Origin of the sequence: Caballeronia sp. LjRoot31, from assembly GCF_964253885.1 — a bacterium.
Classification (GTDB): domain Bacteria; phylum Pseudomonadota; class Gammaproteobacteria; order Burkholderiales; family Burkholderiaceae; genus Caballeronia.
On record NZ_CAXURX020000002.1, the window covers coordinates 1,788,706 to 1,814,376 of the forward strand.

The 25,671-nt window shown below is 60.4% G+C and carries 18 protein-coding genes and 2 pseudogenes; 10 read left to right on the forward strand and 10 right to left on the reverse strand.

The features are described 5' to 3' along the window. Positions 1-9: 9 nt before the first annotated feature. The 3 genes from rhmD to ACSQ8V_RS26415 form a co-directional block, all read right to left on the reverse strand. Complete coding sequence (rhmD, locus tag ACSQ8V_RS26405; protein WP_414968958.1) at positions 10-1,188, reverse strand: L-rhamnonate dehydratase; 1,179 nt, start codon at positions 1,186-1,188, stop codon at positions 10-12. A gap of 61 nt (positions 1,189-1,249) precedes the next feature. After that, positions 1,250-2,557: an MFS transporter gene (locus ACSQ8V_RS26410; protein ID WP_436207655.1), complete on the reverse strand. Its 1,308-nt coding sequence runs from the start codon at positions 2,555-2,557 to the stop codon at positions 1,250-1,252. 59 nt (positions 2,558-2,616) lie between these two features. Beyond that, positions 2,617-3,369, reverse strand: coding sequence for an SDR family NAD(P)-dependent oxidoreductase (locus ACSQ8V_RS26415; RefSeq protein ID WP_213765629.1), 753 nt, complete (start codon positions 3,367-3,369; stop codon positions 2,617-2,619). 386 nt (positions 3,370-3,755) lie between these two features. Between ACSQ8V_RS26415 and ACSQ8V_RS26420 the strand changes: the two genes are divergently transcribed. Continuing rightward, complete coding sequence (locus ACSQ8V_RS26420; RefSeq protein WP_213765758.1) at positions 3,756-4,025, forward strand: GlsB/YeaQ/YmgE family stress response membrane protein; 270 nt, start codon at positions 3,756-3,758, stop codon at positions 4,023-4,025. 354 nt (positions 4,026-4,379) lie between these two features. On the opposite strand, the gene ACSQ8V_RS26425 is transcribed toward ACSQ8V_RS26420, so the two are convergent. The 4 genes from ACSQ8V_RS26425 to ACSQ8V_RS26440 all read right to left on the reverse strand — a co-directional run bounded on the left by ACSQ8V_RS26425 (position 4,380) and on the right by ACSQ8V_RS26440 (position 10,412). Next, on the reverse strand, positions 4,380-5,423 hold the full coding sequence (locus ACSQ8V_RS26425) for a substrate-binding domain-containing protein (protein ID WP_436207656.1): 1,044 nt from the start codon (positions 5,421-5,423) through the stop codon (positions 4,380-4,382). A 145-nt stretch (positions 5,424-5,568) separates the two neighbouring features. After that, on the reverse strand, positions 5,569-6,840 hold the full coding sequence (locus ACSQ8V_RS26430; protein ID WP_436207657.1) for an SfnB family sulfur acquisition oxidoreductase: 1,272 nt from the start codon (positions 6,838-6,840) through the stop codon (positions 5,569-5,571). A 1,093-nt stretch (positions 6,841-7,933) separates the two neighbouring features. After that, positions 7,934-9,766: an FUSC family protein gene (locus tag ACSQ8V_RS26435; RefSeq protein ID WP_436207658.1), complete on the reverse strand. Its 1,833-nt coding sequence runs from the start codon at positions 9,764-9,766 to the stop codon at positions 7,934-7,936. A gap of 208 nt (positions 9,767-9,974) precedes the next feature. Continuing rightward, complete coding sequence (locus tag ACSQ8V_RS26440) at positions 9,975-10,412, reverse strand: hypothetical protein (RefSeq protein ID WP_213765625.1); 438 nt, start codon at positions 10,410-10,412, stop codon at positions 9,975-9,977. An 883-nt stretch (positions 10,413-11,295) separates the two neighbouring features. Between ACSQ8V_RS26440 and ACSQ8V_RS26445 the strand changes: the two genes are divergently transcribed. Then, on the forward strand, positions 11,296-13,401 hold the full coding sequence (locus ACSQ8V_RS26445) for a phosphocholine-specific phospholipase C (RefSeq protein WP_436207659.1): 2,106 nt from the start codon (positions 11,296-11,298) through the stop codon (positions 13,399-13,401). Between the two features lie 87 nt (positions 13,402-13,488). On the opposite strand, the gene ACSQ8V_RS26450 is transcribed toward ACSQ8V_RS26445, so the two are convergent. Further along, on the reverse strand, positions 13,489-15,156 hold the full coding sequence (locus ACSQ8V_RS26450; protein WP_436207660.1) for a hypothetical protein: 1,668 nt from the start codon (positions 15,154-15,156) through the stop codon (positions 13,489-13,491). On the opposite strand from ACSQ8V_RS26450, the gene ACSQ8V_RS26455 reads away from it, so the two are divergent. Both ACSQ8V_RS26455 and ACSQ8V_RS26460 read left to right on the forward strand, forming a co-directional pair. Next, positions 15,155-15,505 carry a hypothetical protein gene (locus ACSQ8V_RS26455; RefSeq protein WP_436184579.1) on the forward strand — a complete coding sequence of 117 codons (351 nt, stop codon included), beginning with the start codon at positions 15,155-15,157 and terminating at the stop codon, positions 15,503-15,505. The genes ACSQ8V_RS26450 and ACSQ8V_RS26455 overlap by 2 nt on opposite strands. Before the next feature lie 1,003 nt (positions 15,506-16,508). Further along, a complete protein-coding gene (locus ACSQ8V_RS26460) occupies positions 16,509-17,360 on the forward strand; it encodes a PA4780 family RIO1-like protein kinase (RefSeq protein ID WP_436207661.1) in 852 nt (283 codons plus the stop codon). A gap of 1,093 nt (positions 17,361-18,453) precedes the next feature. Here the strand turns inward: ACSQ8V_RS26460 and ACSQ8V_RS26465 are convergent. After that, positions 18,454-19,308: an NAD-dependent protein deacetylase gene (locus tag ACSQ8V_RS26465; RefSeq protein ID WP_436208018.1), complete on the reverse strand. Its 855-nt coding sequence runs from the start codon at positions 19,306-19,308 to the stop codon at positions 18,454-18,456. Between the two features lie 225 nt (positions 19,309-19,533). Between ACSQ8V_RS26465 and ACSQ8V_RS26470 the strand changes: the two are divergent. After that, a pseudogene (locus tag ACSQ8V_RS26470) lies at positions 19,534-19,737 on the forward strand (ArsR/SmtB family transcription factor); the annotation flags it as partial. 229 nt (positions 19,738-19,966) lie between these two features. Here ACSQ8V_RS26470 and ACSQ8V_RS26475 read toward each other — a convergent pair. Beyond that, complete coding sequence (locus ACSQ8V_RS26475; RefSeq protein ID WP_436207662.1) at positions 19,967-21,277, reverse strand: MFS transporter; 1,311 nt, start codon at positions 21,275-21,277, stop codon at positions 19,967-19,969. Between the two features lie 107 nt (positions 21,278-21,384). On the opposite strand from ACSQ8V_RS26475, the gene ACSQ8V_RS26480 reads away from it, so the two are divergent. From ACSQ8V_RS26480 to ACSQ8V_RS26500, 5 genes and pseudogenes are all read left to right on the forward strand, one after another. Beyond that, on the forward strand, positions 21,385-22,305 hold the full coding sequence (locus tag ACSQ8V_RS26480) for a LysR substrate-binding domain-containing protein (RefSeq protein WP_436184583.1): 921 nt from the start codon (positions 21,385-21,387) through the stop codon (positions 22,303-22,305). A 117-nt stretch (positions 22,306-22,422) separates the two neighbouring features. Further along, positions 22,423-23,958, forward strand: coding sequence for an FAD-dependent oxidoreductase (locus tag ACSQ8V_RS26485; RefSeq protein WP_436207663.1), 1,536 nt, complete (start codon positions 22,423-22,425; stop codon positions 23,956-23,958). A 7-nt stretch (positions 23,959-23,965) separates the two neighbouring features. Next, positions 23,966-24,584: pseudogene (locus ACSQ8V_RS26490) on the forward strand (UdgX family uracil-DNA binding protein). 15 nt (positions 24,585-24,599) lie between these two features. Continuing rightward, complete coding sequence (locus ACSQ8V_RS26495; protein ID WP_213768796.1) at positions 24,600-24,971, forward strand: DUF3175 domain-containing protein; 372 nt, start codon at positions 24,600-24,602, stop codon at positions 24,969-24,971. 185 nt (positions 24,972-25,156) lie between these two features. Then, on the forward strand, positions 25,157-25,606 hold the full coding sequence (locus tag ACSQ8V_RS26500) for a hypothetical protein (protein ID WP_436207664.1): 450 nt from the start codon (positions 25,157-25,159) through the stop codon (positions 25,604-25,606). Positions 25,607-25,671: the final 65 nt, after the last annotated feature.

A 25,671-nucleotide genomic window follows, 5' to 3' on the forward strand; every position in this document is an offset into this window, starting at 1 on the left:
TTCAATGTTTCAGTGTGTATAAGGACGCACAAGGGTACATTCCGGATTGAGCCGTACGCCAAAACCCGGCGTCTCCGGCACCTTCATCCGGCCATTCGCGGGCACGGGTTCATCGAGCAGCAACGGATTGAACATGGGCACGACTTCGTCGGCTTTCGGCGCCATCATCAGGAACTCCGCGAACGGCGAATTGTGCCGCGTCACCACGAAGTGATAGCTATAAACCGATGAACCATGCGGCACGACCAGCACGTTATGGGCATCAGCGAGTGCGGAGATCTTGATCAGTTCCGTGATGCCGCCGCACCAACCCACATCCGGCTGAACCAGATCGGCACAGCCCATTTCAAACAGCATGCGAAAACCCCAGCGCGTGGCCTCGTGTTCGCCGGTCGTCACCATCATGCCGCGCGGCACCGAGCGCCGCAGTTCGGCGTAACCCCAATAGTCGTCGGGCGGCAACGCTTCTTCAAGCCACTTCAGGCCGTATTCCTTCGCCGCGTGTGCGAGGCGCGTTGCGTAGTTCAGGTCGAGGCTCATCCAGCAATCGAACATCAGCCAGAAGTCGTCGCCTACTTTCGCGCGCATATCGGCTAGCTTTGCGATGTTCTTCGCGAGCCCTTCCTCGCCTTCCGCAGGTCCGTGCTGCAACGGCATCTTGCCGCCGATAAAACCCATTTCCTTCGCCAGGTCAGGACGTGCGCCGGTTGCATAGAACTGCAGTTCGTCGCGTACAGGTCCGCCTAAAAGATGAAACACCGGCTCCTTGCGAACCTTCGCGAGCAGATCCCACAAGGCAAGATCGACACCCGAAATAGCATTCAGCACAATGCCTTTGCGCCCGTAATAGAGCGTGGCGAAATACATCTGGTCCCACATCTTTTCGATGTCGGTTACCCGTTGCCCTTCAAGAAACCGCGCCAGATGTTTCTCCACGATAAACGCCCCGATCTCACCGCCGGTGGTGACCGCGAAGCCGACCGTGCCGTCGCTCGCTTCAATTTCGACAACCAGCGAGCCGAGTACATTGATGCCGAACGACTGGCGGCTTTGCCGATACTCGGGGTAACGCGCCATGGGCGTGGAGATATGGTCGTCGATCCAGTGATCGGCGCCCTGGTCGTGATAATCGGCGCCGCCGCCGCGAACGGTGAACGCGCGAACGTGGCGGATGGTAGGCATGGACATGATCGGACTCCGTTAAGGTTCTAATATTCAGGACGCTTTGGCACGCTTGTCGTGAGGCTTGTCATACGGATACGCGGGGATACGCGGGCGCATGTGCAGGCCGCACGAACACGATGATTGCCAACGCTGCAAGCACGGCGACGAATCCGAGCAACACGAGGCCGGCACTCGTCGATACATACGCGCGTTCCGCCGCCGTGCGCACCATCGGCGCAACGAAACCGCCGAGGCCACCGAGCGAATTGATCAGCGCGATGGCTCCGGCCGCAGCGGCGCCGGTCAGGTAATGCGTGGGAAAGGTCCAGAACAGCGGTTGTGCTGCGATCAGGCCACTCGCCGCGAAACACAACGCGATCAGCGAGATCACCGGTTGACCTGCGAGTCCCGATATCGCGATGCCCGCGCCGGCCATGACCAGCATCAGCACGGCGAGCCATCGATGCTGACCATGGCGATCCGCATACCGCGGCACCACCCACGTAACAAGCACCGCACATAGCCACGGGATGGCCGTGACGAAACCGACCTTCGCACCCACGTTCGCGCCAAGCAATGCGGCCACTTGTTGCGGCAGATAAAAGATCACGCCATACACGGACATCTGAATCAGGAAATACACCGCCGACAGGATCAGCACCCGCGGATCAATCAATGCGGCAAGCACACCGCGAGGTCCGTGCGCCGACGCTGCCTGTGCATCGTGGGAGAGTCGCGAGAGCAGCAGCTCACGTTGGGCGGTATTTAACCAGCGGGCCTTGGATGGATCGTTGTCGAGATACCAGAATGCCCCTATGCCGACGATGGATGCAAGAACGCCTTCCACCAGGAAGAGCCACTGCCAGCCTGCAAAACCGAGTGCTCCATGCAGGTCGAGCAACGCGCCGGACAATGGGCTGCCGAAGATGAAGGCGAGCGGCGCGCCGAAATAGAACACGCCTAGCGCCCTCGCTCGCGCCGATTGAGGAAACCAGCGCGTGAGGTAATAGACAATGCCTGGGAAGAAACCTGCCTCAGCCACACCAAGCGCAAAGCGCAGGACATAGAACATGGTGGCCGTATGCGCGAAGGCCATCGCTGCGGAAACAAGCCCCCATGTCACCATGATCCGGCACATCCAGAGCTTTGCCCCCACGCGATGCAGCAGCAGATTGCTCGGCACTTCAAACAGCGCGTAGCCGACGAAAAACACGCCCGCTCCGAAGGCAAAAGCCGCATTCGACAGACCCGTATCGTGCTGCAGCGCTTTTTGCGCGAAGCCGATATTTGCCCGGTCGAGAAACGCCAGCATGTACATCAGCAACAGGAACGGCAGCAGCCGACGCATCACGCGCGCGACGACGGCGTCCTCCGCGGTAGCGGTATCGCTCATGCGTGTCTCCAGATATTTTTATGTAGCGGGCGCGCTTGTAGGGGCACCCGGGAGCGGCTTCAGTACGTCGCGCGACCACCGGACAGATCGAACACCGACGCCGTGCTGAAAGCGCAGTCTTCCGAGCTGAGCCACAGAATCAGGGAGGCCGCTTCTTCCGGCAGGAGGAAACGATTCATCGGAATCTTCGACAACATGTAGTCGATATGCTGCTGCGACATGGAATCAAAGATCTCGGTCTTCGCAGCCGCCGGCGTCACGGCGTTCACCAGGATGCCGCGCGTGGCGAGCTCTTTGCCGAGCGACTTCGTAAGCCCGATCAGGCCAGCTTTCGAAGCGCTATAGTGCGACGCATTCGGATTGCCTTCCTTGCCTGCCACCGACGCAATATTCACGATCCGGCCATAGCCTTCCTTCAGCATGTGCGGCACGACGGCGCGGCAGGTGAGATACGGGCCGATCAGGTTCACATCGATCACACGGCGCCATACGTCCGGCGCCAGCTCCCAGGTCGTGCCATTGCCGCCGGTGATGCCCGCGCAGTTGATCAGCACATCAATCTTTCGATGCGCTTCCAGCGTCTGCTGCGTGGCTTGCTCAACCGATGCCTCTTCCGTCAGTTCGACCACGGCGACGCTGACCTTACCGGCCTTCGCGAGCTCACCGCGGGCTCGCTCAAGGCGTTCCGCATCGATGTCCCATAGTGCGACTTCAGCGCCCGAAGCGAGCGCGCGTTGCGCCACTGCATAGCCAATACCGCGTGCGCCACCGGTGATCACCACGGTCCGTCCGGCCAGATCGATCTGGTTCATCATGTCTCCTTTTGTCTTTAGGATGATTGTTTGTTTCGACACCGTGTTTCGGCGCCTGCTTAAAGCCGCTGATGACTGAACTATAGGGGTGTGCTCATAGCAAAACAATCCGACTATTCGATGGTCCGATAGCAAAAGTGGATCACAAACTGGTAGAGGGACCATTCGGGTACGGGTTTAGCCCGATGACGTCTGCCGACGTTAAGCGCCAAGCTGGTGAATCGGTCGTTCTTGCCGCATCGTTCTTGCAGGCATGCGGTTTGCATCAGCCGAGATGTCCATTGATTCAAGGGGAACATGGAAACCGCAGCAATGACACCCCCCCGAAGTATCGTTATCACCATGCCGGTAGCCCGCTACGCGGATTTCACCTGACGGAGAAAGCTATGGAACCTGTTTCGCACGGAATCATCTTCTGGCTGATCATTGGCGCAATTGCCGGCGCACTCGCTGGCCGGATCGTTGATGGAGGCGGCTTCGGAATTATTGTGGACATCATCGTCGGCATTGTCGGCGCGTTCATTGGCGGCTGGCTGGGCGGCGTGCTCGGCCTGCACCTGGGCGGTGGCATCATAGGGTCGCTGATCACTGCGTTGATTGGCGCCGTGATCCTGCTGCTCATCCTGCGGCTCTTTAGTCGCGGGCGAACCGTTTAGCCGGGAACACAGGTGGCCGGTGCTTTAATCAGGCCGGGAGGTAGCCACCACAGTTCGTTTGAACAAAATCCCGCGCAGGCGAGTCGCCTGCGCGGGATTTTTATTTTGACGCAAGGACAGCCAGCGGGTTGCCCAGTTCCAGGAGCTGATCGCGGAAAAAGCCCGACGCCCTCATCGAGCAGCTTGGCGCTGCTGACCGTGCTCGAACCGTGGCTCAAGAAAACCCGCGCTCTTTACCGTAGACAAACCCACACAGATCGACATCCTCACCGAACTTCATTGCGTGGGTCACGAATGAAATCCGTGTCGAGGAGTAGATGATATAAATCATCAGGATAGCGAATCAACTATTCTTTAATCACGAATCTCGGGAATCCAGCCCGCCTTGGCCACATCTGCCTGCCTGAAATCTGCAAACCGGGACTCAAGATCCGCAATCGTGCGGATATCATTCTTGACGAGGTCGTCGCGCGTGATCAATGCGGGTTTTATTTCAATCCTGTGCCCCGGGTCCTGGCCCGCTACCAGCAGCGCCGCCGCTCGCACCGAAACTTCTCCCACTACGGCCGGATTAGTCGCGGCAGTGGCGACCCACGGACTCCCGGGCGCCCGGATAGCCTCTATATCAGCCGTCGATATATCGGCGCTATAAATCCGGACCTTCGAGGCAATGCCCGCCTCGTCGGCCGCCAGCTTTGCGCCGCGAGCGAACTCGTCATAGGGCGCGAACACCACCCGCACATCTGGATGCGCCCGATAAGCCGCCGCAGCCTGGTTGGCAACGGACTGTGCAATCGGATTATCCACCGTGCCGAAGCGCGCCTCCTCCCGGACCTTCGGATGCGCGGTCTTGAACGCCTTCCAGACCGCGTCGCGCCGGTCAAGCGGGGCAAAACCCGGCACATAGACGTACGCGGCGGCAAACGCATCGCCGTTATCTTTCACTGCCTGATCGAGCAACAATGTCGCGAGATCGTGGTCACTCTGCTCGATCTGCGGAACCTTCGGATTGCCGAGGTCAACGTCAAATGCCACCACCTTGATGCCTTTATCGAGCGCCACCTGCACCACGTCCTTCAAGGACTCCGGCAAACCATGATTCACGATGATGGCGGAAACGCCCAGGTTGATCGCCTGTTGAATCTGGTCACGTTGCTGGGCAGCGTCCTGACGGCCCTCGTAAATGCGCAGGTCGATGCCAAGCGCCTTGGCCTGCTTTTGCGCACCCGCCTCATACGCCTGAAAGAAATCGCCGGTCGAAAGATAGTTGACCAACGCGATCCTGACGCCGCCTTTATTGAAAGGCGCGGGAGCATTGGGTAAGCCACCTGCTGCATAGGCGGTGATGCTGCCAGCAAGCAATGCGGCGGCGAACAAACGGCCGATAGGTTTAAGCATGAAGGATGGTTTCCGTTTCCGTGGAGTGAGAGCGTGGGGACAACGCTAAGCTGAAAACGCGCAGCGGCAAGGCGCCGCCGCACGGCTTGGCCGATTACGCGAGGGCCGCGCTGTTTTATGGCGCTGTTTTATGGACAAACCGGTTTCAGTTCCACGGGTGGCGCGCCGGCTTGACGCCATTCAAGTAGTAGTTGCCCACAAGGTGATATTTCCAGCGCACTGGGTCATGCAGCGTATGCGTGCGTGCATTGCGCCAGTGGCGGTCGAGGTTGTGCGCAGCAAGCGTCGACTGCGTTCCCGCCAGTTCGAACAGCTTTTCGCTGGCGAGCAATGCGATCTCGGTGGTCAATACCTTTGCTTCGCCGACCGCCACCGACGCACGGGCGATATCGTCTTCGTCTGGCGCATGCGCTTGTGTTGCAATGGCGTCCAGCGTACGCGCCGCGCGCTCAAGCAACGCCTCGGCCGCGTGCAACTGAATGTGAAGATGACCCACCTCGCGGACCACAAGCGGATCGTCGCTTGCGCGCTCCACGCCGCTATCGATCCACGGACGCGAGCGCTCGCGTACGAATTTCAGCGTGTCGTCGACAGCAGCCCGTCCGATACCCGCATCGATAGCCGCCTGGATGATCTGGGAAATCGGGCCATTGAGCGTCGGCTGGTCCGATACGCGAAATGCCGGAAACACGTGGGATGCTGCAACCCGCACTTGGTCCGCGATAACCGTGCCGCTTGCTGTGGTGCGTTGGCCGAAGCCCGACCAGTCGTCGATAACCTGCAAGCCCGCCGTACCTGCTGGAATGTAGGCGAGCCAGCCACGGCGTTCGTCGTCGAGACCGAGGACCGGCACGTAGTGCGCGAACAGCGCACCGGTTGAATAGAACTTCGTGCCCTGGACGACATACTCGTCACCCTCGGCCGTGACGCGTGTCTTCAGGTCGAGGACGTGCTTTGTTCCCTTCTCCGAAAAGCCGTTGCCGAAACGCTTGCCCTTCAATATCTCGCCGAAAAAGAATTGCTTCTGCTCGTGGGTTCCTGTTAGCGCGATGACATCGACGAGGCCCAGATGGTTCTGGGGCAGCTGTGCCAGCGACGGATCGGCGGCGGCGATGATCTTGATGACTTCGGTCAATGTCACATAGGACACGCCGGTGCCGCCGTACTCTTTGGGAACGGTGATCGCCCATAAGCCGGCTTGCGAAAACCAGTCGATTTCCTCATGGGGTAAGCGTCGCTCGCGATCGCGGTCGCTGGCATGTTCGGCCAGGCGAACGGCCACTTCGTGGGCGCGCGCAATGGCTTCGGCATCGTCACGGATGATATGTGCGGGTGCTTTCTCTGAGGATCCGTCTGAAGATCCGCCTGGATGGATTGATGCAGGACGCGTCGCTGTATTTTCCGGAATGGCTGACATGCTTACCCTTTTGTGTGTCGGATCGACATCAATCTAGCAGCGCCATGAGCGGGTTCAAACCGAACGATAACGCTAAGGACATCAAGGGGTCGCTTCTAGGCTTAGCTCTATCAGTTCTTAGGGTTTTGCTCGCGCCGGTGGACGGGTTTTGGGTTTCTGGAGCATTGGTCGGACTTAGCGGGTGGGGTTCGAGGTTTTGGGGTTAGCGGTCGGGGTCAGTGCCGGGTTGGTGCTTTCGGCCGTGGTGGTCTGCGAGAGTCGGATTTTCTCTTTATCACTATTAGCCACTGTGCGTGGCGGCACGTCATTTCTTTGTCCAAAGCGACAAAGAAACGAAGCAAAGAAAACGCTTTCAACCACGCTACCCTAAGTGTCCACAGCGTGCAGTTTTGATTCATAGGTGCCCCAAAAGCACGGTGCTCGCCAGAGCTGAGGATGTTTGAACCCCTCCTTCTCGCGAATCCTGACACGAACACGCTTCGCCCCGTACGCTCTCGGGCAAGCACGATTGACAAGGACTCCAAATGGCCTAACACGTATTTACGGTCGCGGTATTTTGGTTGGCTGCCTGGTCTACGTGGTCGTATTCGTGGATCGCAGCCTGATCCGTAGCAGCTTGACGTGAATTACCGCTTCGAGTTTTAGTGAATTGGCTACCTGCCCCATACGATTATTTTCGTTGGTTACTGCCTTAAGCGCCTTTGGATTTTGAAACGTCGTGGGTTGGCGGCGTGGTTCGACGAGAGTACAAATTGATGGTTGGTCGTCCGCGGATAGCGCGGGGTGTCCCTTGGGCAGGTTCAATCACTGGTGGCGAAGCGTGTGGGTATCCGTGTTCGGAGAAGGAGGGGTTCAAACATCCGTCGCTCTGGCGAGCACCGTGCTTTTGGGGCACCTATGAATGAAAACTGCACGCTGTGGACACTTAGGGTAGCGTGGTTGAAAGCGTTTTCTTTGCTTCGTTTCTTTGTCGCTTTGGACAAAGAAATGACGTGCCGCCACGCACAGTGGCTAACAGTGATAAAGAGAAAATCCGACTCTCGCAGACCGCTAAGGCCGAAAGCACCAACCCGGCAATGAACCCGACCGACCGCTAACGCGCAGCAACAACCCCCCGTGCAATTGCCGCTTCCGAGTCCTGCATACCCCGCCGCCCGGACCGCGCCGCAAACAACACCATCGCTCCGGCGAGGCGCGCACGGGCCTCATCAATTGGTGCAACCGCCCCCCCTCGCGCCCTCTCCCGCGCCAGTTCGCGCGCCGCCTGAACGCACGCAAACAACGGCCCGACCGCAAGTTCCATCTGCGTGTTCCACGCAAACACCCGCTGCGTTTGCAACGGCCGCAACGCGACCCTCAACTCATGCCAGCGCCGGTCGAGCGCGCGCATGGCCGTCAGCGGATGGAGCTCAAGCCCATCAACACTCGTAGCGCAAACACGCAAGACCTCATCGAGGGCATCAAGCACACCGGTCACCTTGACATCGACGTGATGCGACGTGCGCAGCGGCATCATCGATACCGCCACGGCTATCGACACAATGCAGCCAACGAACACTTCCTCCACCCGCATCTCAATCAGCGGTCCAATGGCAAAGCCCAACTCGCCATAGATCAGCCCAACCAGCACGGTGATGAAAAACACACCCTGCCCATACAAGGTCAGGATGAAGTACGCCCAGCCGAACACGCACGCAGCCATCGCGGCAACCAGCAGCCACGGCGCGCCATGAAGCGCGCCCACGAGCGCTGCACTGACAGCCACGCCCGCAAGCGTGCCAAGCACGCGCTCACCGGTCTTGCGGATCGTATCGCCGCGCGAACGCGTCCCAAGAAACACCACGAAGGTCGTAATGACGGCCCAGAACCATCGCTCCGGCGACACCGAATGACCGATCAGCATGGCGATCAACGCAGCCGTCGTCGCGCGGCAAGCGGGCAGCCAGGAAAGCGCATCGCGCCAAACGAGCGCAGCGCCAACCGGCCGCTTCACGCCTGTCTTCGCCGCGCGCGCAGTAGACGCCACCGCGTCACGGCCTGCACGCGATAACCGCCGAAGGGCAATCCGCAAACGAACATCGCTTCGATCAAGCCGACTGGCATCCACAGCATGCTGGGCCGCCGCAACCTCGACATCGATCAGGCACGCCCGCAGTCGCTGCGCGCCCGGAAGGTCGAACAGGCCAAGCTGCTCTTCAACCGCGAGCGCCGCTTCGTTTAACAGCGACAAATGACGTATCGCGCCGGGCGCATCAGCGCGACGATCGGCGAGCACGGCCGTGGCACGCTGCATCACCGCGCTCAGCGCGCGGCGCAACGTGGCCTCGGGCCGGGTCGGCACCAGCACCCGACCGGTGAACGCCACGCAAGCAAACGCGATCGTCGACAACCCGAGCATCGCAAACACGTGCACGAGCGTCGGATGTAGATACAACCCTAGGTAGAACGAAACAACCGCTGTCATCGCGCCGCCAAGCGCACGCGGACCGCATGCCTGAACCAGCATCGCCGCGAACAGCACGGCAAGGAATGCGGCATCTGCCATGAGCGGCCAGGCCGCCAGCGTGCTTGCCGCGATCAGGCTCGCGGACCCCGCGCCATAGATAACAGCAAGTGACCCGAACCAGGCACGCGGCGTGGCATCGCGGAGAAACAGCGGCACGACCATCGCGAACAGCAGCGCAAAAGCGGCGAGGGTCGGCGGCCGATGCGTATGAACCGTCCAGCCGATCGTCATTACGCCCGTCAGCACGCAGGCAATCACGCTGCGAAGCGCGGTGTGAAAACGCAGAAGTCCAGGATCGGCGCCGAGCAGGCGGGTGAGCAGACGAGAGGAAGGGGAGACGGCGCCACGGGTGGTGGCCCGGTGGTTGCGCGCGCGATGGAAACCTCGCGCAAGGGAGCATAGGGATGCTGCAATGGACATGTGTAATACCCGGGACAAGTGTCGGTAGCGGCTCGTGGCCGGTTCCGATACGACGAGTCCACCTCGCGGCGAACCCTCCTGTTTGGTGCGTCAGGCAAAACGTTGGACCGGGATCACCAGACCAACGCAATGCATGCGACGCACGCGAAGCATGTTGCCGCCTCGCGTATACCCGCATATTACCGTGTCAAAATTCCTGGACCGGGGTTTACCCGATTTGCGCGGGCCGCCGCATTTCATTGACGGCGCCGCACGCCTCCGCCACGACTTGCGCAAGCTCGGCAAGCTGGGTATCAGCGGTCGACGTTGCCTCGGCCAGCGACAGGACCGCCGCTTCGAGGTCCGCGGCGGCGCCTTCGTTATCGGAGAAAAATTTCAGCGGCAAGGCCGCAAGCGCTTCGGCATTCGCCGACGCCTGGTCGGTCAGCGCGCACAGCCGCACCAGGTTCTCGCACAAGGATTCAAGGGCGTCAGCCGCATAACGGCAAAGGGCGGCATCGCTTGCGGGATCCTGGGCCATCCCGTTCAGCGTGGCTTGCGACTTCTCGACTTCACGTGCGAGCGCGTAACTCTGGTCACGTGCGGCCGCGAGGCGCACCGCGTAGTCGCTTAATTGCAAGACCCGCTGCGCCGTATCGGTAAACATTGTGTCCTCCTGTGTCGTCCGGTCGACCAGATGCGTTTTTGGATCAACTGAATCTGGTGCGACCGGACCGCAACAATGTTGTTATGGTCCGGCCGGCGTTCCTCGTCGAGCACACAGGAGCCGCCGTTGCGGGACTTCGGATAACAGCCAGTGACAGTCGATTGGCTGCCTCTGCCCACTTCTTTACGGCATGTAAATCGTAAGCTTTAACGAATTTTTCATAACCATCTGCCTTTCCACAACGGCGGCATGGACAAACCTTGGGCACTGTCGAAACGACCGGCAAATCCTGTTAGCCACGCGACTTACTCCCTCCCTATTGATTAACACTCCCTACTTTATTCAAACAGTTTAATTACGTTTTAATTACGATATGGATATTATTTCGATTATTTAATAAATCCTACACGTGTAATTTCTATCCTCTGGCGTGTCCTTTCCCGACGTCATCCGCATGCGCATGGCGCCGTCACGCAAACCGTCCAGAGGACGCTTGTGCTCAGCAGATTACTTGGTCTCGACTGGCTGTGCGGCGCTGTGCTTGCGTGCACGATGCTCGCCGCATGCGGTGAGCACGATCAACCCGCAGCATCCACGCCGCAGCAATCCTCAGCTTCCCCGTCTTCATCACCCGCTTCTTCGTCTTCTTCCCTTCAGCAAGCCGATGCGTCCGCCTTGACCGGATCATCAGACATACAACGCTGGGCTCTGCAGCAAACCCAGCCGGCAACAGAGACACCCAGTCTTACCCAAGCCGCCCCGCCCGCCGCCGCTTCCGATCCCTTGTTGCCCCCGGTTATTCACGAGGCCGAGTAACACAAGGCGACACGAAAGCGGCCGGCGGGCCCGATCAAGCCTCCCCCACCACGACCGACAGAGACCCATGAACTTAAAAAGCCGACGTGACTTTCTCAGGGCCGCCGCACAGGCAGCCGGTTCCGCCACCGCACTAGGTATCGTGCCGGCTGGCATCCGCAATGCACTCGCCATACCCGCCAATAACCAGCACGGCAGCATCCAGGACGTCGAGCATATCGTCGTGCTGATGCAGGAAAACCGCTCCTTCGACCATTACTTCGGCACGCTCCAGGGCGTGCGCGGTTTTGGCGATACCCGCGCCGTGCTGCTTCCCAACGGCCAGCCGGTCTTCAACCAGCCTATTGCTGCGGGACTCGGCGAAGTGCTGCCGTTCCGCCCCAGCGCGCCCGACCTCGGCAACCAGTTCATCCAGGATCTGCCGCACGACTGGACCTCGGGAAAAGGCGCTTACGACCAGGGACGTTACGATCAGTGGGTGCCATACAAAGGTACGACCACGATGGCGTATCTGACCCGCCAGGACATTCCGTTCCACTATCAGCTCGCCGACGCCTTCACCATTTGCGACGCGTACCACTGCTCGATCAACTCATCGACGGACCCGAACCGCTATTACATGTGGACCGGCTGGGTGGGCAACGACGGCAAGGGCGGCGGCCCGGTGATCGACAATGCCGAACTCGGTTATAGCTGGTCGTCGTATCCGGAAGTGCTCGAGAGCGCGAACATCTCGTGGAAGATCTATCAGGACATCGGCATCGGACTCGATGCAAACGGCTCGTGGGGCTGGACCAGCGACGCGTACATTGGCAACTATGGCGACAACTCGCTGCTCTACCTGAATCAGTATCGCAATGCGCAGCCCGGGAGTCCGCTGTACAACAAGGCGCGCACCGGCACAAACGCGGCAGCCGGCGACGGTTATTTCGACATCCTCAAACGCGACGTGCAGAACAACGCGCTGCCGCAGGTTTCATGGATCGTCGCGCCCGAAGCGTTCTCCGAGCATCCGAACTGGCCGGCCAACTATGGCGCGTGGTACGTCGACCAGGTGCTGCAGATCCTGACCTCGAATCCGGCCGTGTGGAGCAAGACGGTGCTGCTGATCAACTACGACGAAAACGATGGTTTCTTTGACCACGCCGTGCCGCCGTTCCCACCCTCCTCCCCCGCTAACGGCAAATCCACGGTCAGCACGGTCAACGAGATCTTCCCGGGCAGCAGCAGCTATCAGGCGGGTCCCTACGGCCTTGGATCACGGGTGCCGATGCTGGTGGTCTCGCCCTGGTCGAAAGGCGGTTACGTGTGCTCGGAACTGTTCGACCATACCTCGGTGATTCAATTTATCGAAACGCGTTTTGGTTCGCGCGCAAACGTTACCGAATCGAACATCACGCCGTGGCGCAGGGCGATCTGCGGCGACCTGACATCCGCGTTCAATTTCAAGAACCCGAACGCCGCATTGCCGACCTTGCCGGACACGAGCGGCTACGCCCCCACGCAACAGATTCGTCATCCTGACTATGTGCCGGTGCCGCCCGCGGTTCAGGCCGTCCCGAAACAGGAGCCCGGCGTGCGCCCCACCCGCGCGTTGCCCTACGAGTTCTTTGTTCACGCACAGATGAATACGGGCAAAGGCGTCACCTTCGACTTCATCAACACGGGCGATGCCGGCGCGACCTTCCTCCTGTACACGGCTAACAGTCAGACCGCGCCGAGCTGCTATACCGTCGAAGCCGGCAAACGCCTGCAGGATCAGTTCCCGCTGACCGCAACCAATACGTACGACTTCATCGTGTATGGTCCGAACGGGTTCCTGCGCCGCTTCACTGGCACGGCGGTCCAGCAAAGCTGGTGGAATGACAAGCAGGCGCTGCCGGAAGTCGCCGAGGGTTACGACGTCGCCAATGGCAACCTGCAGTTGCGCCTGAAGAACCAGGGCACGACGAGCTGTACGTTCAGCGTAGCGAACGCCTATACGCCCGGCACGGTCATCACGCGCCAGGTGCGTGGCGGCGACACCGAAAGCCTCTATCTCGACCTGCGCGCGTCGTATGGCTGGTACGACCTGAGCGTCACCATCGCCTCGGACACCAGCTTCGTGCGGCGTCTTGCAGGACACGTGGAAACCGGCAAGAGCAGCATGTCCGACCCGGCACTCGGAAGCTGAAACCGGCGGTATCAATAAAAACGCTGCTGCGAGTGAACCCGCAGCAGCGTTTTTTTATTCAGCACACGTTCAGCACACAAGCAGCCTTCAGGTACCCAGATACCCCAGCGGCACCGTCGAGTTCGATTGCGCAACGCTCGCGTTCTTCGACACCACGTACATCGGCATCTCAGTCAGGTTCAGGGTGACTACGCCGTTGCTGTAAGCCACCGTCGACGCGTTGCCCATCCAGTCCAGCACCTGCACCGTACCGCTCGTTCCCGCCGCGTCGACGCTCAGGTTGTAGCTCACGCTATAGCTCTGGCTGAAGCCGGTGCTCGCGCTCCATACCGCGTTGTTGTGGGTCCACAGTGCGGTAATCGGAATGCCCGTGCCGCGCTGCTGGAATCCATAGGCATAGACACCCGACGGCGTGCCGTTCACCGGCCCGAGCGTGGTCGTGCCGTCAAGCACACGCGTCATTGCCGCGATCGCCAGCGCGGCCGGCTTCGGACTGATGTTCGTCGCACCGTACGCGCCCTGCGGGTCAGCCAGGTCGAAGAAGGTGCCGTAACCCGGTTCGGCCGGATAATCCGCACCGTAGAACACGTAGGTCTGGTCGGCGCCTTCGCCAAGCATGATGATGTGCGTGCGCGCCACCACCGCGCCCTGCGCGAACAGGACATTCGAGGTCGGATAATTGGGACCGTACGACGTACCAAGATCGTAGCTGATCCCCGTTTCCGTCACGAACAGCTTCATGCCGGGCTTGTAGTCCTTCTGCATTTCCTGGCGCAGGCCGCGCATCTCGTTCATCAGCGCGTTAGCGGCATTCGCGGGACTCGGGTCGGTCGCAAGACGCTCGGGCGGATGCGACGGCGACGTGCCTGCATCGTAATAACCATGCGTGGCGATACCGTCCAGATACTGGGCCAGACCCAGCGGCGCCATGGTTTGCAGGCGCTGCGTGGTGAGCGCCGGAAACGCGTCGGTGGGACCCATCACGACGGCATTCGGATCAGTTGCGTGGAGGCCTGTATAAACCAGTTTGTATAGCTGTACGAAATTTGCGTTCGTATCCAGCCAGAACTGGTTCGGCTCCCAGGTCACCTGATAGTAATTTTTTGCCATTGCGGGCAGGTATTTCTGCCGCATCGCTTCGGTTTCCGTACCGACCTGGCTCATGTACGTCTGGTACCCCGCCTGGTCGGTGGGCAGATAGGAGCTGTCGTTGAAGGCGGCGGTCGGGCTGTCCCACGCGGGAATCCCGTCGAGCCGAACTAGCCGCATGATCTGGCCTGACGCGTAACCGGTGTCGGTTGTGGTGGCGCTCGGAGTCCAGCTATTCGGTCCGTTCGGCTCCGTGGCCGACAGTTCGCGGTCATCGATGGTCGACGTGATACCCAGCGCATTGAGCATCGCGGTCCAGCCGTTGAACCCTTGCATGCCGAATCGATGCTGTTCCTGGTGTGTATAGGTCGGGGTCGGCACGCTCGCGGTCACATTGGGCAGCACCCCAAAGGTTGCAATCCCGGTCGGGCGCGTACCGGCCGTCTGGACGGCGCCGCCCGCTTTGGCGAGCGTCGCCGATACCGCGAAGTAACCGGCCAGCGTCGACGTGCAACTGAGCGTCGTGGTGCTGGAGCCGGCCGGTGCGGGGAAACTGCCGCTGGCTACTGTGTTGCCGAGGCTGTCATTGACGGACCACGCGAGTGTGTCAGCGGCCGACGGGCTGGCGGTAATCGCGAGCGGAAACGTGCTGCCCGAGGCAAACATGCGCGTGCCGTCGGTGCTCGGCGTGTCGGCTGTAATGACGCCGCTGGAGGACGAACTGGTTGCAGTAACCGGCGACGCGCACGTCATGCGCAGCGCGGCGCTCGCGACCACGGAAGGTGACACGACAGCAGCGGGGCTTGCCGCCCCCGAAGAACCCGTGGTGCCGGCAGCAGTGCTTGCCGTCGTACCGGCTGTCGTACCTGCCGTCGTTCCCGACGTGGCAGCGGCCGTCCCGCCGGATCCGCTGGAAGAGCCGGTTGTCGCCGCGGTGGAACTGGAGCTGGCGGGATCGCTGGACCCTCCACCGCCGCATGCCGCCAACGCTAGCACAACTGAATATATTGAATAACTGAGTAAAGGATGTGTTTTCATTTGAATGGCTGCCTGATCGTAGCGATGGACCTGAACCGGGCAAACCTTCTCCCCCAAGCGCCCTGGAGGAACTCGGTAACGATTGAATCAGGAGGAAAGGCTGGCAGGGTCGCTGGCAAAATCCGCCAAAACGCCGCGACTGAAAAAGAACGTATGTTCTGCCTACTTGTCGGAATGAATGTTACACAGACGAAACGTTTTGAGACAGTAAAAAAGACGTAACACGTTGTAACGTCTGATTATTAATCGGTAATTTCGAATATCATCTAATTAAACAGGACCAATAAAAGCGCTTTAAATGGTTGTGCTGATATGGATAGCAATGTATTAATGGATTGATTAGACAAATACTAAAATGCCCTTTCAGAGTTGCGCATCAAAATAGAAGCGTTTTTCGATCCGTCCTCGATATGCGTATTGAACCCCGATTCGCAATGCTGCAAAGGGGCGGCGATGGCGGAATCGGCCGGGTGTACTCCGGGATATCGGCTCGCACGACGGAATAAACAATTCGCACGGAAAAGCTTTGGGAAATCCGGTTTAAATTCCTAAGCTGGCAATGTGCTTAGCCTGCAAACGCGGCGTCCGATGGCGTCCCTGCTATGTGAGTGGAGGCGTGAAGGGGTTGGGGGACATGCGTTGGCTTTGTTTGCAAAGCCAACGCGGCTGATTCGGGCGGCTGATTCGGCGGCTGATTCGAGCAATCGGCCAGCACAATCGCCCAACGCAATCGGCCAGGGAACCGCAAGACAAAGAGCAAGCTGGAGCAGACGCCGTGCGGGCGCTTTCAGCGCAGGGTTGGCGGGATGAATGAGCCGGCGAAAACCGGTCCCTCCCGAGCGTGCGCAACCCGCGCGCAACCGTTTCTGCCCGGGCAAATCCGCGTTGCCTTTATAATCCGCCATGATTCCAATTTTCTGCCCCCCCGCCTGCCATCCTCTTTGCGGCTTCCGCGAAGTCCTCCCCTATGCGGTGGCCGTATGAAAACGCCAAAAAGGCTGCTGCCGTTGCTCGAAGAAGGCTTGATCGACGAAGTGATCGGCCAGTTGATGAGCGGCAAGGAAGCGACCGTTTATGTCGTGCGCAGTGGCGACTCCACGCGTTGCGCGAAGGTCTATAAAGATGCGAAGCAGCGCAGTTTCCGGCAGGCAGCTTCTTACCGGGAAGGCCGCACGGTGAAAAACAGCCGGCAAGCGCGCGCGATGGAAAAAGGCACGCGCTACGGCCGCCAGATGCAGGAAGAAGCATGGCAAAACGCCGAAGTCGACGCACTGTTCCGCCTCGCCAATGCCGGCGTGCGTGTGCCGCAACCTTACATCTGCACGGATGGCGTGTTGCTGATGGAACTGGTGGTAGATGCCCAGGGCGATGTCGCGCCGCGTCTGAATGACGTGGACATGAGCCACGCACGTGCGCTCGAGCTGCACGAACTGCTGCTGAGTCAAGTCGTGCGCATGTTGTGCGCCGGCATGATTCACGGCGACCTGTCCGAATACAACATCCTGCTGGCTGCCGACGGTCCGGTGATCATCGACTTGCCACAGGCCGTGGATGCCGCCGGCAATAACGAAGCGGCAGCCATGCTGCAACGTGACGTCGATAACCTCGCGACTTACTTTGGGCAGTTCGCGCCGGAATTGCTGAAGGCGAGTTACGGTAAGGAAATGTGGGCGCTATACGAAGCGGGCCTGCTCACTGTTGATACAAAGCTCACGGGTCACGTGGAAGTCGACACCACTCCGGTGGATCTTGAAGCTGTCATGCAGGAAATTGAAGACATCAGGCTTGAAGAGGAAGCGCGGGTGAGACGCGAGCAGGAACTCGATAGTTAGTTTTTCGCTCGCGCCGGTGGACGGGGTTTTGGGGTTGATGGGCGGGGGTTGTCGGGCTAGCGGTCGGGGTTGGTCGGTTCTGGGGCTAGCGGTCGGGGTCAGTGCCGGGTTGCTGCTTTCAGCGTTAGCGGTCTGCGAGAGTCGGATATTCTCTTTATCACTGTTAGCCACTGTGCGTGGCGGCACGTCATTTCTTTGTCCAAAGCGACAAAGAAACGAAGCAAAGAAAACGCTTTCAAACACGCTACCCTAAGTGTCCACAGCGTGCAGTCTCTATTCATAGGTGCCCCAAAAGCACGGTGCTCGCCAGAGCGAAGGATGTGTGAACCCCTCCTTCTCCGAACACGGATACCCACACGCTTCGCCACCAGTGATTGAACCTGCCCAAGGGGCACCCCGCGCTATCCGCGGACAACCAACCATCAATTTGTACTCTCGTCGAACCACGCCGCCAACCCGCCGGGTAACGAGGCCCCAAAAATGCATGAGGCGGTAACCGACGAAAATAACCGCGTAGGCGCGCAACCAACTCACAAAAAACCGAAGTAGTAGATGAGCATCAAGCGGTGATCCACGAATATGACCGCGCAGACCAGCAGCTAATCCGTCAAAAAACCGCAGCCATATATACATGTGATGCCGCGCCGGTTCCTTGGCAATGGTGCTTGCCCGAGAGCGTACGGGGCGAAGCGTGTTCGTGTCAGGATTCGCGAGAAGGAGGGGTTCACACATCCGTCGCTCTGGCGAGCACCGTGCTTTTGGGGCACCTATGAATAGAAACTGCACGCTGTGGACACTTAGGGTAGAGCGGTTAAAGCGTTTTCTTTGCTTCGTTTCTTTGTCGCTTTGGACAAAGAAATGACGTGCCGCCACGCACAGTGGCTAATAGTGATAAAGAGAAAATCCGACTCATGCAGACCACTAACACTGAAAGCAGCAACCCGGCATTGACCACGACCGCTAGCCCCAGAACCGACCAACCCAGCATTGACCCCGCCCACTAACACCAGAACCGACCACCCAACATCAACCCCAACCACCATCCCCACCCCACCAAAACCCCCAAAACCCGTCCACCGGCGCGAGCGAAAAACTAACGGTTGAGGTCGCTCGCCAGCGCATCGAGCGTCGCCCCGCACGGTGCTTCGACCTTCAGTTGCAATAGCGCGTCAGCGCGCGTCTTTCCAAGATTGACCGCCGCTATCGGCTTGCCGGCGCGCGCGGCCCACTCGCAAAAGCGAAATCCCGAATACACCATCAGCGACGAACCAAGCACGAGCATGGCATCGGCTTGCTCTAGCGCGGCAGCCGCCGCGTCCACGCGGGTCCGTGGTACCCCTTCGCCGAAAAACACGACGTCCGGCTTGAGCAAGCCGCCGCAGCGCGTGCAGCCCGGTACATGAAAAGCGGCGAAATCATAGCCTTCGAGCTGCGCATCGCCGTCCGCCACCGGCAACGCAGCCAGGCCGACGAAGCCCGGGTTATCGGCGATAAGTCGTGGCTGGAGCGCCGCCCGCGAAGTCTCGTCGCCGCATTCCATACACCGCACCCGGCCGATATTGCCGTGCAATTCGATCACGTCCGTATTGCCCGCGCTCGTGTGCAGTCCATCGACGTTCTGCGTGACAAGCCTTTCGAACAACCCCAGGCGCTCAAGCCGGGCAACCGCGAGATGCGCTGCATTCGGTGCGGCACCCGCGACCAATGGCCAGCCGATCATGCTGCGTGCCCAATAGCGTTTGCGCGCAAACTCCGAGCCCATGAAGTCTTTCAGCAAAATAGGCGCTCGACCGGTACGCTGCCCTTCAGTGTCCCGGTAGCAAGGTATTCCGGATTCCGTACTAATTCCAGCACCAGACAAAACGAACAGCCGCGGATGCCGTTCGACAAAATCGTAGAGTGGGTTTGAAAGCGTTCGAGACGCGTAGTCCGGCAGATTTTTCATCATCGGAATAGTAGCGGCAACACGCTTTTTCTGCTGGAGCGCGACTCGGTCCGGCGGGTTTGCACCAAAGCAATGATTCGGATCGTCGAAATACAGTCCAAAACCTGTAGACGAATGCCCACGCTCCTTCCGTACCTTGACATTCCGGCCGTCTGTTTCAACCATAACGAGCGGCTAGCAAAGCACTGATCTCACGAACCATCAAGCGCGCGCGGGAGCACCGACCTCATTAACTCGACCTTCGCGGCGCTCTCCGATCCAACCCGGCGGGCAATCCTTGCGCGGCGTGCCCGAGGCGAGGCATCGATATCGGTATCGGAACTTGCAGAGCCGTTCGACATGACGCCCACCGTTGCGTCCAGGCATCTCCGGGTGCTTGAGCATGCCGGGCTGATCGTGCGCGATCGTGACGCGCAACGTCGCCCGTGCCGGCTCGCCGCAGCGGCCTTTTTGCTCATCAACCGTAGCTGGACGGGGTCGCCAATTCCTTGCCGCAGCAGCATGCGCCACGAGCCCGTTCGGCTAACCGACATTTTGAAAGATGCGAGCGAATGGTTCGATTCGTATCGGCGATTATGGGAAGCCAGCGAAGGCGGTAGGACACGATCAACCACCCTCCTCAAACCGACCAGGCCCGCAACCAAACCCATTCCGAAACCCTTCACGACACCCGCGCCGCCGGCTTCACTGACCTCCTCACTGACTTCACCGGTTTCGGAAACAGCGGATAAGCAACCAGTGCACAGACAGCCGCAGCGATCCAGACAACGCCCCATGATCCGATCGCGAGCAAATGCGGAATGCACAGCGGCGTCAGGAACAAGCCGAGATAAACGGCGGTATTGACCATCCCGAGCGCCGTGCCCGCGCGATCCTTTCCGGCCAACGTCGCGAGTTCCGTGTAGGCCACCCCATGCCACGCGGACACGCAGATTCCGGCGAACGCGATCAGCACCATCAGCAACGCTTCCGGCAACCGGTGACCCGACGCCACCGCAGCGCCCAGCACCACGAACGACGCCACCGCGACTAGCGTCGATCCGCGCAAATACGCCCGCCGGTTGCCGCGTTTATCGGTGAAACGGCCGCTTGCAACGCGCATGATCATTGCGCCGAGCTGGACGGTGACCATCGTCGCGGTAATACCCGCTATGCCGACATGCCCGAAGTCATGCAAAAACACGGTGGCGAAAGTCACCACCGCGAACTGTGGAACGCACAAGATGCCGATGCCGGCGACGACACGCCAAATCATCCCGTCACGCAGCGGACCGACCGCGGGCACGGCCGGCATAGGCGAACTCGCATTCGAACCGGCATGCGCTGCGACAGGCGTCTTCGGCGGCTCATGCAGCCAAAGCCAGGTGAGCACACCCGAAACCGCGCACATGGCCGCCAGCACGCCGTAGACCGGGCGGAATCCTCCGGTGGAGGCAAGCCAGGGCAGGATCAACGCGCCCAGGCCACCGCCAAGCGGTACGGCGGTCTGGCGAATGCTCATGGCAAGACCACGTTCACCTTCCTGGAACCAGCTCATGACCGCCCGCCCGCTGGATCCATTCACGCTCCCGCCGACCAGACCGACCAGGCACATCGACATCACCAGCCACAACAAACCCGGAACAGCCGCATGCGACGGCACGACGAACAGCATCATGGAGAGCAACGCGGCGGCGGTCGTGGCCAACCCGGTCAGCAAGATGGGGCGGTCTCCCCAGCGATCGGTCGCCACACCCCACGGCAATTCCGAGAGCGCGGCGCCCAGCCCCATGGCCCCAAGCGCCAACCCAAGCGCTGCGTTGCCGAGGTGATAATCGGCGCGCAGCCAGACGGCGGTCGTGGGAATGCCCGCGGCGGCAGCCGAAAAACTAACGTTCGCGGCTACGCCGACGCCGAGCACCTTCCATCGGTGCGACGCGCCCAGTTCGCGCCGCACTGCTGTCGGCAAGGGGATTGCGCATTGAGTTTCCATGCTTTTCTCTCTTGAATGCTTTCGATGAACCCAGTGTCGCGGTTTATCATCATCCTGAATATCAAGTAATATCGAAACAATGATTCGACGAAACAGGACGATCAACCATGTCGCAAACCAATTTCGATGTCGCTTCACTACGGACCTTCGTGGCCGGCATGGAGCTGGGAAGCTTCGCGAAGGCGGCGGACCGCGTCGGGCGCTCGACCTCGGCCGTCAGCGCGCAGATCAAGAAGCTGGAGGAGCAGTCGGGCGCGCCGCTGTTCAAGAAAGCCGGGCGCAACCTGGCGCTGACCGAAGCGGGCGAAACCATGCTGCGGTTCGCCCGCAGGCTGGTCGATCTCAACGACGAAGCCGCTGCCGCCGTGCGCGGTCCCGACCTCGAAGGCTGGATCAGGCTCGGGCTGCAGGAGGATTTCGGCGAAGTCATGTTGCCCGACGTCCTGGGCCGGTTCTCGCGGGCGCATCCGAAAGTGCGGATCGAGGCACGGGTCGCGCGCAACACGGAACTGCTCAGCCGGATCGATTCGAACGACCTCGACCTTGCCCTGATCTGGGACGACTCGGTTTCGTTAAGCCATGAACTTCCAGGCAGCGACCGGCACGAGATGATCGCCGAGCCCGCGATGTGCTGGATCGGTTCATCGACCTTGCCATGGAATCCTGATCCAGCAGAACCGCTGCCGCTGGTCGCGTTCGATCGCGCCTGCCTGTTTTTCAGCGCCGCCACGGAGGCGCTCGACCGCGCGAATATCCGTTGGCGGGTGGCGTTCACGAGTCCGAGCCTCTCCGGCCTGTGGGCCGCCGCGGCAGCAGGCCTTGGACTGACCGTGCGCACGCGCTATGGCTTGCCCGCTTCCGTCAGCGCGTTCGAAGGCCGGGATCTGGGATTGCCGGCGCTGCCGACGGTGCCGTTGTCGCTCGTGCGCGCATCGGCCACGTCCACGCCGCCGGTGCAGCAACTCGCGACGCTCATTCTTCAATCCGTACGCGGCGGGTCGGCATCGCTCGGCCGGATCGCAGCGTGAGGGACGCTTCGTTCACAGGATTCACAGGAAAAAGATAGTAAAGGTCATTCACGCATCGCCCAAACTCGACGGCCCGCTTTTTGCTGAAGGCTGAAGAACGATTGACGGGAGTGCGACATGGCCGGTTCCATGCAACAAGCAGCACGATTCGACGATCTTCGAGAGGACCGCGGCACGCGCGTCAGCATTGCCGACACCGCCATCCTGCTGGTCCGGCAAGGCGCCCAGGTCCATGCGTTTTCAGCGGATTGCCCGCATGCCGGCGCGCCGCTCGAGCAGGGCGCGATATGCAATGGACGCATTGTTTGTCCATGGCATAAAGGGACGTTCGCGGTCGCCGACGGCAGCCTGATCGAGCCGCCGCCGCTAACCGGTTTGCAACGCTATCCGGTAGTCATTGAAAACGGCAACGTACTTGTTTCACCGCACGCGCAAACCGGGCCCGCGCACACGCCGGCCGCAGACACGCGCACGATGGCCGTGATCGGCGCGGGTGCAGCGGGCGCGGCCGCCTGCGCCACGCTGCGCGAAGCCGGCTTCGATGGCCGCCTTGTGCTGATCGGACCCGAGCACGGCATGCCCTACGATCGCACGGCGCTCAGCAAGTTCGTGCTTGCCGGCGACATGCCGCCGGAGAAAATTCCCCCGCTTTTGCCCGACGATTTCCTTTCGACACAGCGCATTGAACGGGTTGAAGCGTACGTCGTGAAACTCGATGCCGGCACGAAGCAAATCCACCTGTCCAGCAACCTCACCCTGGATTACGACGCCGCGCTGATCTGCACAGGGGGTATCCCCAAGCCGATGGATGTGCCCGGTTCGAACTTGTCCGGCGTTTTCCTGCTGCGGTCGCGAGACGATGCAGAGATGATTCTTGCATCACTCGAAGGCGCGAGGAAAGCGCTGATCGTGGGGGCAAGTTTCATCGGACTGGAGGTGGCTTCGTCGTTGAGAAAACGAGGGATGGACGTCACGGTCGCCGCGCCGGGAAAGGTGCCGCTGGGCTCGCAATTCGGCGATGAACTAGGCCGGATGTTTCAACGACTGCACGAGAAAAACGGCGTGGTCTTCCGCATGCAATCCAAAGTCATAGGGTTCCTGGGCGATGACATCGTGAGCGAAGCGGAATTCGATAATGGCGAGAAATTGCCGGTGGACGTGGTGATCATCGGCACCGGCGTGCGCCCTGCTACCGACTTCCTGCACGGCGTCGAGCTGGCGGATGACGGCGGCATTCCCGTGGATTCGTCAATGCATGCCGCACCCGGTCTCTATGCCGCCGGTGACATCGCGCAATTCCCCCTGCCGCGCTCGGACAAGACACTGCGCATAGAACACTGGCGCGTCGCCCAGCAACACGCACGTGTCGCCGCGCTGAACATGGCCGGCGGCGACGAGCATTACACGGGCGTGCCGTATTTCTGGACCTATCACTTCGGCAAGCGCCTCGAATATCTCGGCCATGCGAGCGAGCACGACGAAGTCGTGATCGATGGCGATCTCGATGCTCAGGCGTTCATCGCCTATCTGATGAAGGATGGCCAAGTTGCAGCGGCGGTAGCATGCGACCGCGAAGCCCCTGCCGCGCGGCTGGCGGAAGCCATGCGCTCCACCTTGACGCTGGCGCAAGCGCGCAGCGCCGCTGCCGGTTGATGCAGTCATGGCGACCCGGCCCATAGGCATTCGTCCGGACCAGCAACCGGAGCATCTCGATCAATGCCGCCGCTGCGTGTTGTGGGAGGCGGCCACGCAAGCTGTTCCAGGTGGCGGGTCCACGGCATGCGCCGCTGATGCTCGTGGGCGAACAACCCGGCGATCAGGAGGACCTGCAGGGCAAGCCGTTTGTCGGTCCCGCGGGTGCATTGCTGGATAGAGCGCTCGATGAAGCCGGCGTGGACCGCGGCCAGGTGTACGTGACCAACGCGGTCAAGCATTTCAAGTGGGAACCGCGTGGCAAGCGACGCTTGCACAAGACCCCGGCGCAACGCGAAGTGGAGGCGTGCCACTACTGGATCGAACGGGAGTTGGCGGAACACGATCCCAAGGTTGTCGTTGCGTTAGGTGCGACCGCATTGAAGTCCGTACTGCAAAAATCGACCGTGAAATTGCAGGCGTCGATGGGGGACGCGATCGAACACGACGGGCGTCTGGTCATCGCGACCTTTCATCCATCGTATGCGCTTCGATCCCCCGATGCCGCGACGCGCGAGAGTGCGTATCGCGCGATCGTTGAGGCTTTCAAACACGCCCATCGATTGATTCAGAAGCACCCTAAATAGCCCGGGAGGGAAGACATGGCGACCGCATCCAGCAGCAACGGCAAGCGCAAGACCACGCGTCAGAAACATGCGCGCGCAAAGCCAAAACCGAAGCAGCATTCAAGCCGTTCGAACCCCAAGCGCTGGTCCCGCCACGTGGTGGAAACGAGCGATGCAATGGACATCGAGCATGCGATTTTCAAGGAAGGCAGCGCCCAGGAGATCGCCGATTCGCTGAAGAAATCGTCCACGCGCAGCAACCGGCGCAAAGGCACGCCGTTCCAGTCCGCCATGTCGATGCTGAATTTCTACATCAATCGCGCCGGACGAAACTTGCCGAAATCGCGTCGGACCATCCTGGATAACGCCAAGAAACGCCTGCGCGAAGCGTTCGGCCGAAAGCCATGATTGCTGGGTGAAAATACCGGTGGAATACATCGGTGGAACGCGCCTTGCTACTGCACAAAATCACTGCGCTTCAGGCATGCTCAGGCGATGCGCATTGCCGGTCACCAAGGAGGCGCCATGCCCGACAACATCGATCTCAATCCCGGAGACGAAACTCCGCCAGGCACGCCTGGATCGCAAAACTGATGGCAAAACGTGCCGTCCTGGCCAACGGATTGTTCGCCGCCGCCGAGGCCACGCTGATCGGCCTCTACGACGGCGGCGTGCTTTCCCCGGCCGTGCTACAACGCGTCATAGTCGGCTTTGCAAACAGCGCAATCGACTGGAACTCCCCGCCCCGGCTTCGTACTGTCGACAATAAGTCGCTGCACGAAGTGGTCGCCATGACCATGATGCCGGGACGAACCTTACGCAATGCATCGAAGGAATTTTTTGCGGTGATCGGGCATATTGGTGGTATCAATACTGGAAAGCACGGCGAACCCGAAGGCGAGCCCGACAGCGATCTGATCAACCAGTTATCAGGCGGTCGTCGCGGCAGAAGAGCGGCTAAAACCGCGCGCAAGACAGCACCGGCCGTCGGGTTCAACCCGCTCCTGCATGCAAGCTCCCCGCGTACAAACCGCCAGTCATAGCATTGCCTTTGATCCATGTCATGGTCGTGACTGACCGTGATTCCGCCGCACGCGGCACAATGCAG

Bases quoted from the DNA above. Each gene is read 5' to 3' on its own strand.
- ACSQ8V_RS26495 (WP_213768796.1), top strand. From the start codon at position 24,600: ATGGCGACCGCATCCAGCAGCAACGGCAAGCGCAAGACCACGCGTCAG.
- ACSQ8V_RS26430 (WP_436207657.1), bottom strand. From the start codon at position 6,840: ATGTCAGCCATTCCGGAAAATACAGCGACGCGTCCTGCATCAATCCAT.
- ACSQ8V_RS26425 (WP_436207656.1), bottom strand. From the start codon at position 5,423: ATGCTTAAACCTATCGGCCGTTTGTTCGCCGCCGCATTGCTTGCTGGC.
- rhmD (WP_414968958.1), bottom strand. From the start codon at position 1,188: ATGTCCATGCCTACCATCCGCCACGTTCGCGCGTTCACCGTTCGCGGC.
- ACSQ8V_RS26465 (WP_436208018.1), bottom strand. From the start codon at position 19,308: ATGATGAAAAATCTGCCGGACTACGCGTCTCGAACGCTTTCAAACCCA.
- ACSQ8V_RS26485 (WP_436207663.1), top strand. From the start codon at position 22,423: ATGGCCGGTTCCATGCAACAAGCAGCACGATTCGACGATCTTCGAGAG.
- ACSQ8V_RS26480 (WP_436184583.1), top strand. From the start codon at position 21,385: ATGTCGCAAACCAATTTCGATGTCGCTTCACTACGGACCTTCGTGGCC.
- ACSQ8V_RS26460 (WP_436207661.1), top strand. From the start codon at position 16,509: ATGAAAACGCCAAAAAGGCTGCTGCCGTTGCTCGAAGAAGGCTTGATC.
- ACSQ8V_RS26440 (WP_213765625.1), bottom strand. From the start codon at position 10,412: ATGTTTACCGATACGGCGCAGCGGGTCTTGCAATTAAGCGACTACGCG.
- ACSQ8V_RS26450 (WP_436207660.1), bottom strand. From the start codon at position 15,156: ATGTTTGCCTCGGGCAGCACGTTTCCGCTCGCGATTACCGCCAGCCCG.
- ACSQ8V_RS26475 (WP_436207662.1), bottom strand. From the start codon at position 21,277: ATGGAAACTCAATGCGCAATCCCCTTGCCGACAGCAGTGCGGCGCGAA.
- ACSQ8V_RS26500 (WP_436207664.1), top strand. From the start codon at position 25,157: ATGGCAAAACGTGCCGTCCTGGCCAACGGATTGTTCGCCGCCGCCGAG.
- ACSQ8V_RS26410 (WP_436207655.1), bottom strand. From the start codon at position 2,557: ATGAGCGATACCGCTACCGCGGAGGACGCCGTCGTCGCGCGCGTGATG.
- ACSQ8V_RS26455 (WP_436184579.1), top strand. From the start codon at position 15,155: ATGCGCGTGCCGTCGGTGCTCGGCGTGTCGGCTGTAATGACGCCGCTG.
- ACSQ8V_RS26445 (WP_436207659.1), top strand. From the start codon at position 11,296: ATGAACTTAAAAAGCCGACGTGACTTTCTCAGGGCCGCCGCACAGGCA.
- ACSQ8V_RS26420 (WP_213765758.1), top strand. From the start codon at position 3,756: ATGGAACCTGTTTCGCACGGAATCATCTTCTGGCTGATCATTGGCGCA.
- ACSQ8V_RS26415 (WP_213765629.1), bottom strand. From the start codon at position 3,369: ATGAACCAGATCGATCTGGCCGGACGGACCGTGGTGATCACCGGTGGC.
- ACSQ8V_RS26435 (WP_436207658.1), bottom strand. From the start codon at position 9,766: ATGTCCATTGCAGCATCCCTATGCTCCCTTGCGCGAGGTTTCCATCGC.